The 8545-nt window shown below is 35.7% G+C and carries 6 protein-coding genes; 1 reads left to right on the top strand and 5 read right to left on the bottom strand.

Translation table 11 applies throughout. The annotated features are described in order from the left end of the window. Positions 1-4524 (top strand): MopE-related protein (locus ICJ83_RS07670; protein WP_188229789.1); only part of this gene is annotated, 4524 nt, incomplete at its 5' end. Here ICJ83_RS07670 and ICJ83_RS07665 read toward each other — a convergent pair. Genes ICJ83_RS07665 through ICJ83_RS07645 form a run of 5 tightly spaced genes read right to left on the bottom strand, consistent with a single transcriptional unit; the run spans position 4521 to position 8480 of the window. Continuing rightward, a complete protein-coding gene (locus tag ICJ83_RS07665) occupies positions 4521-5378 on the bottom strand; it encodes a substrate-binding domain-containing protein (protein ID WP_188229788.1) in 858 nt (285 codons plus the stop codon). The two genes, ICJ83_RS07670 and ICJ83_RS07665, sit on opposite strands and share 4 nt — an antisense overlap. 12 nt (positions 5379-5390) lie before the next feature. Next, positions 5391-6260, bottom strand: coding sequence for a nucleoside phosphorylase (locus ICJ83_RS07660; protein WP_188229787.1), 870 nt, complete (start codon positions 6258-6260; stop codon positions 5391-5393). Position 6261: 1 nt separating this feature from the next. Continuing rightward, the gene (locus tag ICJ83_RS07655; protein ID WP_188229786.1) at positions 6262-7191 is read right to left on the bottom strand and encodes a DUF1835 domain-containing protein; all 930 of its coding nucleotides are present in this window, start codon (positions 7189-7191) and stop codon (positions 6262-6264) included. 3 nt (positions 7192-7194) lie between these two features. Further along, entirely contained in the window at positions 7195-7524 is a 330-nt protein-coding gene (locus ICJ83_RS07650; protein ID WP_188229785.1) for a translation initiation factor, read from the bottom strand. Positions 7525-7529: 5 nt separating this feature from the next. Beyond that, the gene (locus ICJ83_RS07645; RefSeq protein WP_188229784.1) at positions 7530-8480 is read right to left on the bottom strand and encodes an isopenicillin N synthase family dioxygenase; all 951 of its coding nucleotides are present in this window, start codon (positions 8478-8480) and stop codon (positions 7530-7532) included. Between the last annotated feature and the right edge of the window lie 65 nt (positions 8481-8545).

Below are 8545 nucleotides of genomic sequence, written 5' to 3'. Positions count from 1 at the left end.
ATCCCCGATAATGGTATCGATGAAAACTGTGATGGCTTTGACCTAAAAACTTGGTATCAGGATTCCGATAATGATAATTTTGGAAATTCTTCTCAAAGCCTTCAGGCAAATGCAAAACCAGATAATTACGTGTCAGTAGGGGGCGATTGTGACGATACTAACGCTAATATATATCCTGGTGCTCCTGAAGTTTGCGATGGTTTCGATAATGATTGCGATGGATCCACTGACGAAAACCTTGAACTCATAAGCTATTATCCCGATGCCGATCAGGATGGTTATGGCGATACTAATGCCAGTGCAACTATGGTTTGTTCCGCATTACAGCCCGAAAATACGGTAACTAATAACGACGATTGCGATGATTCCAACGATGCTATCAACCCTATGGCTTCTGAAATTGTGGATAATGGCATAGATGAAGATTGCGATGGCGACGATTTAAAAACCTGGTACAGGGATGCCGATAACGACACCTACGGAAATGCCTCAGAAACTCAATTAGCCAACAATCAACCTATCGGTTATGTCTCCAATAGTTTAGATTGCGACGATACGAATAGTAATATCAACCCTGATACTACAGAAATCCCAGATAATGATATTGATGAAGATTGTGATGGCGGTGATTTAAAAACCTGGTATGCCGATGCTGATAACGATACTTACGGTGATGTAGCGATAAGCACGCAAAGTAATGATCAACCTGAAGGATATGTATCAAATAGTTTAGATTGCGATGATAGCAATGCCGCTATAAACCCAGACGCTACAGAGATTTGCGACGGTATAGATAACAATTGTGATGGTAGTACCGATGAAGGACTAACTCTAGTAAGTTATTACATTGATGCTGATCAAGATGGTTATGGCGATACTAATGCTAGTGCAACCATGGTTTGTTCCGCATTACAGCCCGAAAATACCGTAACTAATAATTTAGATTGCGATGATACTAACAATAATATAAATCCGAATGCCACTGAAGTTCCCGATAATGGTATTGACGAGGATTGCGATGGAGCGGATTTAAAAACCTGGTATGCAGATGCCGATAACGATACTTTTGGTAATGCCAATGTAAGCACACAAAGTAATAATCAACCTGAAGGCTATGTATCCAATAGTCTGGATTGCGATGATGCAAATGCCGCTATAAACCCAGACGCCTCAGAGGTTTGTGATGGTTTAGATAACGATTGCGATGGTAGTACCGATGAAGGATTACAAGTGCTAAGTTATTATCCCGATGCTGATCAGGATGGTTATGGCGATATCAATTCAAGTCCAACGATGGTATGTTCGGCATTACAACCAGCAAATACGGTTACCAATAATTTAGATTGCAACGATAACAATTCAGCAATAAACCCAGGAGTACCCGAAATTTGCGACGGTATAGATAACGATTGCGACGGTAGTATAGACGAAGGTTTACAGCTAATAGCATATTATCCAGACACCGATCAGGATAGTTATGGTGATGCCAGTGCAACACCAACTATAGTATGTTCAGCATTACAGCCAGCCAATACTGTTACCAATAATTTAGACTGTAATGATAATGATGCAAACATTAATCCTGATGTTACTGAAATTTGCGATGGGATTGACAATAATTGTGACGGTGAAGTAGACGAAGGTTTACAACTAATCGATTATTATATAGATGCCGACAGCGATGGGTATGGCGATGCGAATGCAACACCCATTATTGTTTGTTCTGCTTTAAAACCTGATAACTACGTAACCGACAATTCGGACTGTGATGATTCAGATTTTGATGTAAATCCAAGTAAAACAGAAATTATTGGTAATTTAAAAGATGATGATTGCAACCCTAACACTCCCGATAGCGAACTGAATATAGATGATGATGGCGATGGTTACACAGAAAATGAAGGAGATTGTGATGATACAAAAAGTAATATTAACCCAGGAGAAACTGAAATCCCCGATAATGGTATCGATGAAAACTGTGATGGCTTTGACCTAAAAACTTGGTATCAGGATTCCGATAATGATAATTTTGGAAATTCTTCTCAAAGCCTTCAGGCAAATGCAAAACCAGATAATTACGTGTCAGTAGGGGGCGATTGTGACGATACTAACGCTAATATATATCCTGGTGCTCCTGAAGTTTGCGATGGTTTCGATAATGATTGCGATGGATCCACTGACGAAAACCTTGAACTCATAAGCTATTATCCCGATGCCGATCAGGATGGTTATGGCGATACTAATGCCAGTGCAACTATGGTTTGTTCCGCATTACAGCCCGAAAATACGGTAACTAATAACGACGATTGCGATGATTCCAACGATGCTATCAACCCTATGGCTTCTGAAATTGTGGATAATGGCATAGATGAAGATTGCGATGGCGACGATTTAAAAACCTGGTACAGGGATGCCGATAACGACACCTACGGAAATGCCTCAGAAACTCAATTAGCCAACAATCAACCTATCGGTTATGTCTCCAATAGTTTAGATTGCGACGATACGAATAGTAATATCAACCCTGATACTACAGAAATCCCAGATAATGATATTGATGAAGATTGTGATGGCGGTGATTTAAAAACCTGGTATGCCGATGCTGATAACGATACTTACGGTGATGTAGCGATAAGCACGCAAAGTAATGATCAACCTGAAGGATATGTATCAAATAGTTTAGATTGCGATGATAGCAATGCCGCTATAAACCCAGACGCTACAGAGATTTGCGACGGTATAGATAACAATTGTGATGGTAGTACCGATGAAGGACTAACTCTAGTAAGTTATTACATTGATGCTGATCAAGATGGTTATGGCGATACTAATGCTAGTGCAACCATGGTTTGTTCCGCATTACAGCCCGAAAATACCGTAACTAATAATTTAGATTGCGATGATACTAACAATAATATAAATCCGAATGCCACTGAAGTTCCCGATAATGGTATTGACGAGGATTGCGATGGAGCGGATTTAAAAACCTGGTATGCAGATGCCGATAACGATACTTTTGGTAATGCCAATGTAAGCACACAAAGTAATAATCAACCTGAAGGCTATGTATCCAATAGTCTGGATTGCGATGATGCAAATGCCGCTATAAACCCAGACGCCTCAGAGGTTTGTGATGGTTTAGATAACGATTGCGATGGTAGTACCGATGAAGGATTACAAGTGCTAAGTTATTATCCCGATGCTGATCAGGATGGTTATGGCGATATCAATTCAAGTCCAACGATGGTATGTTCGGCATTACAACCAGCAAATACGGTTACCAATAATTTAGATTGCAACGATAACAATTCAGCAATAAACCCAGGAGTACCCGAAATTTGCGACGGTATAGATAACGATTGCGACGGTAGTATAGACGAAGGTTTACAGCTAATAGCATATTATCCAGACACCGATCAGGATAGTTATGGTGATGCCAGTGCAACACCAACTATAGTATGTTCAGCATTACAGCCAGCCAATACTGTTACCAATAATTTAGACTGTAATGATAATGATGCAAACATTAATCCTGATGTAAACGAAATAATAGGGAATTTAAAAGATGACGACTGTAATCCGAATACACCAGATAGTGCTTTAAATATTGATGATGATGGTGATGGTTATTCAGAAAATGAAGGGGATTGTGATGACACAAAACCAAGTATAAATCCCGGTGCAAATGAAATTGTTGATAATGGTATTGATGAGGATTGTGATGGCTACGATTTAAAAACCTGGTATGAAGATAAAGACCATGATGGCTTTGGAATAGAATCTGTTAAAAGGCTTTCTAATATACAGCCTGAAGGTTTTGTTTTAATTAAAAATGATTGTAACGATAACAATGCTAATATCTATCCTGGAGCAATTGAAATATGTGATGGGTTAGATAATGACTGCGATGGGCAAATCGATGAAGGGTTACAAAAAATAAGTTACTATCCAGATAAGGATGGTGACGGTTATGGTGATTATTATGCAACACCGATACTTGTTTGCGTTGCATTACAACCGCAAAATACAGTTACGAATAATTTAGATTTAGATGATAACAATGGTGATATTAATCCTGATGCTGAAGAAATTTGCGACGGTATTGATAACAACTCAAATGGAGTAATTGATGAAGGATTTGATGATGATTTAGATGGTGTAGCAAATTGTTTCGACACGTGTCCCGGGTTTGATGATAGTATTGATTCAGATTCAGATGGTATACCTGATGGTTGTGATGATATTTTAAACAGCGAAATATTTAGTTTTGAAAATGTAGTTATAAAACCGAACCCGTTTAATACAAAAATAACTATAGAAATACCTAACTTAATTCAAGAAAAAAAGTTGCACATTACCTTATACGATATGAAGGGAAGTGTGATTATAAATAAAATTGCTAAGACCAAAAATGATAAAATTCACATATCAAACCTGGAGCAGCTTAATCAAGGGATTTATTTATTAAAACTATCTACTGTTGACCATAAAGATGTCAGTATAAAACGATTGATTAAATTTTAATAAACCTTAAAAGTAAGTTTCTCGTAATCTACAATTTCGGGTATGATATTTAAATTATATAATTCGTTTTGAGCATATAAAATAGTTTGTTCATCAATTAAATCTTGAGACCATTCAGTAATACTCAGCCATTCACGAACATCTTCTAAATTTTGCTCATATCGGTTAGCTATTGTTTTATCGATGTTTGGAATGTCTTTAAATTCGGAGGTTGTTCTATTGATAATATTTAAAATTGTTTTTAACTCATCTAAGTTGTTATCTATAAACTCCTCTCTTACAGCTATTACAAAACATGGCCAAGGGGAGGGGCAGTTACCTATATTTCTAAAAATCCCTTTATCTACAATAGGTTTCGTGGTGAATTTTTCCCAAAGAAAATAATCGGCTGTGCCGTTCGTTAATCCGCTAATTGCACCCTCTAAATCTTTTATAACTTCAAAATTTAAGTCTTTATTTAAGTCCCAATTGTTATTTTCTGCATTTATGTAGGCCATCAAATGAGAACCCGACCCATATCGGCTAATAGCAGCTTTTTTCCCTTTCAGATCATCTACATTTTGAAAAGAAGAATGACTTGCTACATGAACCCCCCAGTTTAAAGGAGTTTGCACAAAAGTTTGAACTATTTTACTTGGATTACCGTCTATTATGTCTTTAATAATGCCTTCTGTAAGTATTATGGCTATATCAATGTCTTTATTTCTAAGCGCCTTACACATAGCACCTGTTCCATCTGGAAAATCCTGCCATCTTAGATTTATGCCATTATTTTTATATTCGCCATTTTTTAAGGTTAAATACCAGGCCAAATTGAAATGTTCAGGAACACCACCAATCTTTACATTTTTCATAAATATTTTCTTTTAAGCCGTAATTTTATTTAATGTATAAGTTATAAGTTTTTCTATAGTTTTAGAAGGGTTTTTACTAAAATCTCCTGTTGCTCTGTTGGCTATTATGGCGTTTAGGGAAACCGCTTCATGACCAAGCAACTTTGATAAGCCATAAATAGCCGAGGTTTCCATTTCAAGGTTTGTTATTTTTATACCTTTATAATCGAAACTATCAATTCTATTATTCAATCCATCGTCCTGCAAGGAAAGTCTTAAAACACGACCTTGAGGGCCGTAAAAGCCGCCTGCGGTTAGAGTAATGCCTGTATGTAAAAAGGAATCATTAAATTGCAATTCTAAAATTTTACTACATTTTATAAGCAACGGACGAGCTCTATTTGTATTCCATTTAGTATGCTTAATGAAAGCATCTTCATAGTCGCTATGTGAAATATCGTTAGTTTGATAGGCGTGAAGCATACCACTAGTATCCAAACCACCATAGCTCATAACAAAACTATCAACAGGAATATTTTTTTGAAGAGCCCCGGATGTACCAATTCGAATAATATTTAATGAGGTTAAGTCCTTTTTAGGTTTTCTGTTTATTAAATCAATATTAAACAGAGCATCAAGTTCGTTTAGTACAATATCTATATTATCTGGACCTATACCAGTTGAAATTACTGAAATGCGTTTACCTCGAAAAGTGCCTGTATGGGTTTTAAATTCTCTTTTTTGAGTTTTAAATTCAATAGTATCGAAGTGCTTCGAAACCTTATTTACGCGATCCTGATCACCAACAAAAATGATGGTTTCAGCCACGTGTTCCGGTTTTAAGTTTAAGTGATAAACACTTCCATCTGGGTTGAGGATAAGTTCGGATGCTTTAATTTTCATTTTACACTTTATTAACCAACTTATTCGCCTTACTGTTGAAAAGAAAATCGGATTTTCTTACGCCTCCAAATACCATATCGCTTTTAAATTCTTCGATATAGCGGTGTGTACCCAATAACACTTCAAAGCCTTTTCTATTAAGTTTTAATCCCTCTTTTGTGTTTCTAAAAAACAACTTTAAATTCTCAATAATTCTTAAAAGCTGTAAATCACTATAACCATAAAAACCTTGAAAGTGTAACGCATAACCTAATAAATGATTAGTAGAAGTAATATTAACATCACGAACAATTTTAAGAATATTTCTTTCAATATTATTTAATCCGTCTTTGGAGTAAGGAAAGCGCTCTAAATGCGCTTTTAAACAGTTGCTTAAATATTTAAATGAAGATGATTTAATAATATAAGGTTTCAGTAAATTGTGATCCTTTCCACAATAAATGCACCAGATTGTATGGGCTAATTCTAAATCTTCAGAATTTAGTAATATGCGGTCATTATAATGTTTCAAAAGTTCTCCTGTTGTTAATTCATTTAATCCTTTTAAGTTTTTACTTCCTCTTACACGACCACTGCAAACCAGATAAATTGGTAACTCAATTTTTTTTTGTCGAATTAAACTAATGACCGCGATCATATTGATATGGCAAAACAAATCATATTCAAACCAAAGTATTATTTCAGAAAAACTATTATGCTGGTCTAATATTTGTATAGCAGATTTTACTTTGGCTACATCTAATTCAGTACTATAGGCTGCACTAAAAAATTGCTTTCTTAAATGATAAAATTCTTCGGAATAAACGATTTCTACTGTAGGCCCCTCACAAAGCATTTCTTGCCAGGTAAGTTTTTCTCCTTCAATATTCAATTCGTTTAGCCGGTTTGTTAAATTATTGCCGTTGGTAATATGTAATGGAAGTAAGCTCATTAATTAGCCTCCAACACGTTTAACGCGGAATCCTTTTTCTTTAAGCATTTCCATTATTTTATCGCGGTAATCGCCTTGGATAATTATTTTATCGTCTTTAAAACTTCCCCCAACGCTTAATGCTGTTTTTATGTCTTTAGCTAAAATTTTAAAATCGCTGGTTGCTCCTGTGTAACCTTCAATAATAGTTATAGGTTTTCCTTTGCGTTTTTCGTATTTGCAAATTAAAGGGTCGTCTTGCATCCATATTTCTTGATCTTCGCTTTTTTCTTCAACGTTATCATCTGAAACATGATCAGGGAACAGATGCTTTAACTGGTCCTGTAAATCCATTTATTTTATTTTTTTATTAGTCCTAGTTCTATTAAGCGTTCATTTAAAAAGGCTCCGGCGGTAATATCATCAAAAGCTTTCGGGTGATCTTCGTCGACGCAATTTTCTAAAACATCCAATTTCATACTACTAATAGGGTGCATAAAAAAGGGAATTGAATAGCGGGACGTACCCCAAAGCTCTTTTGGTGGGTTTACCACTCGATGTATGGTTGACTTTAGTTTATTATTTGTATGTCTTGAAAGCATATCACCAACATTAATCATTAATTCATCGGGCGCTGCAATAGCGTCAATCCACTCGCCTTTATGATTTTGCACTTGCAGCCCACGTCCTTGAGCTCCCATTAATAGTGTTATTAAATTAATATCGCCATGCGCAGCTGCTCGCACAGCTTCTTTTGGTTCTGAGGTAATAGGTGGGTAATGTATTGGACGTAAAATTGAATTTCCGTTATGGATAAAATTATCGAAATAGGTTTCATTTAAATCTAGATGAAGTGCCAAAGCTCGTAAAACATATTTTGCTGTTTTTTCAAGCATTTTATACGTGGTTTTACCAACTTTATTAAATTCTGGTAATTCTTCGACAATTACATTATCGGGATATTCAGATTTTAACGCTTCATCATCTTCAACATATTGCCCAAAATGCCAAAACTCTTTTAAATCACCCTCTTTTTTACCTTTAGCACTTTCTTTTCCAAAAGAGACATAACCCCGTTGTCCACCAATTCCCGGTATCTCATATTTTTGTTTCGTATCCAGAGGTAAATCAAAGAAATTTTTAATCTCTTTATAAAGATTATGTACTAAATCATCACTTAAAAAATGCCCTTTTAATGCAACAAATCCAATCTCTTCATAAGCCTTACCTAAAGCATTTACAAAGTCCTGTTTTTTCTTTGGATCATCCGATAAGAAATCATTTAAATCTACGCTAGGTATGGCATTCATGAGGATATATTATTTGATTAGAGTCTATACAAATGTACAAAAACATTGTTAAGTTTAAGATAATA

This window comes from Aestuariibaculum sediminum (assembly GCF_014596945.1).
Lineage (GTDB): Bacteria > Bacteroidota > Bacteroidia > Flavobacteriales > Flavobacteriaceae > Aestuariibaculum > Aestuariibaculum sediminum.
Note: the sequence above shows the minus strand (reverse complement) of the source record. Positions and strands in the feature narration are given on the sequence as shown.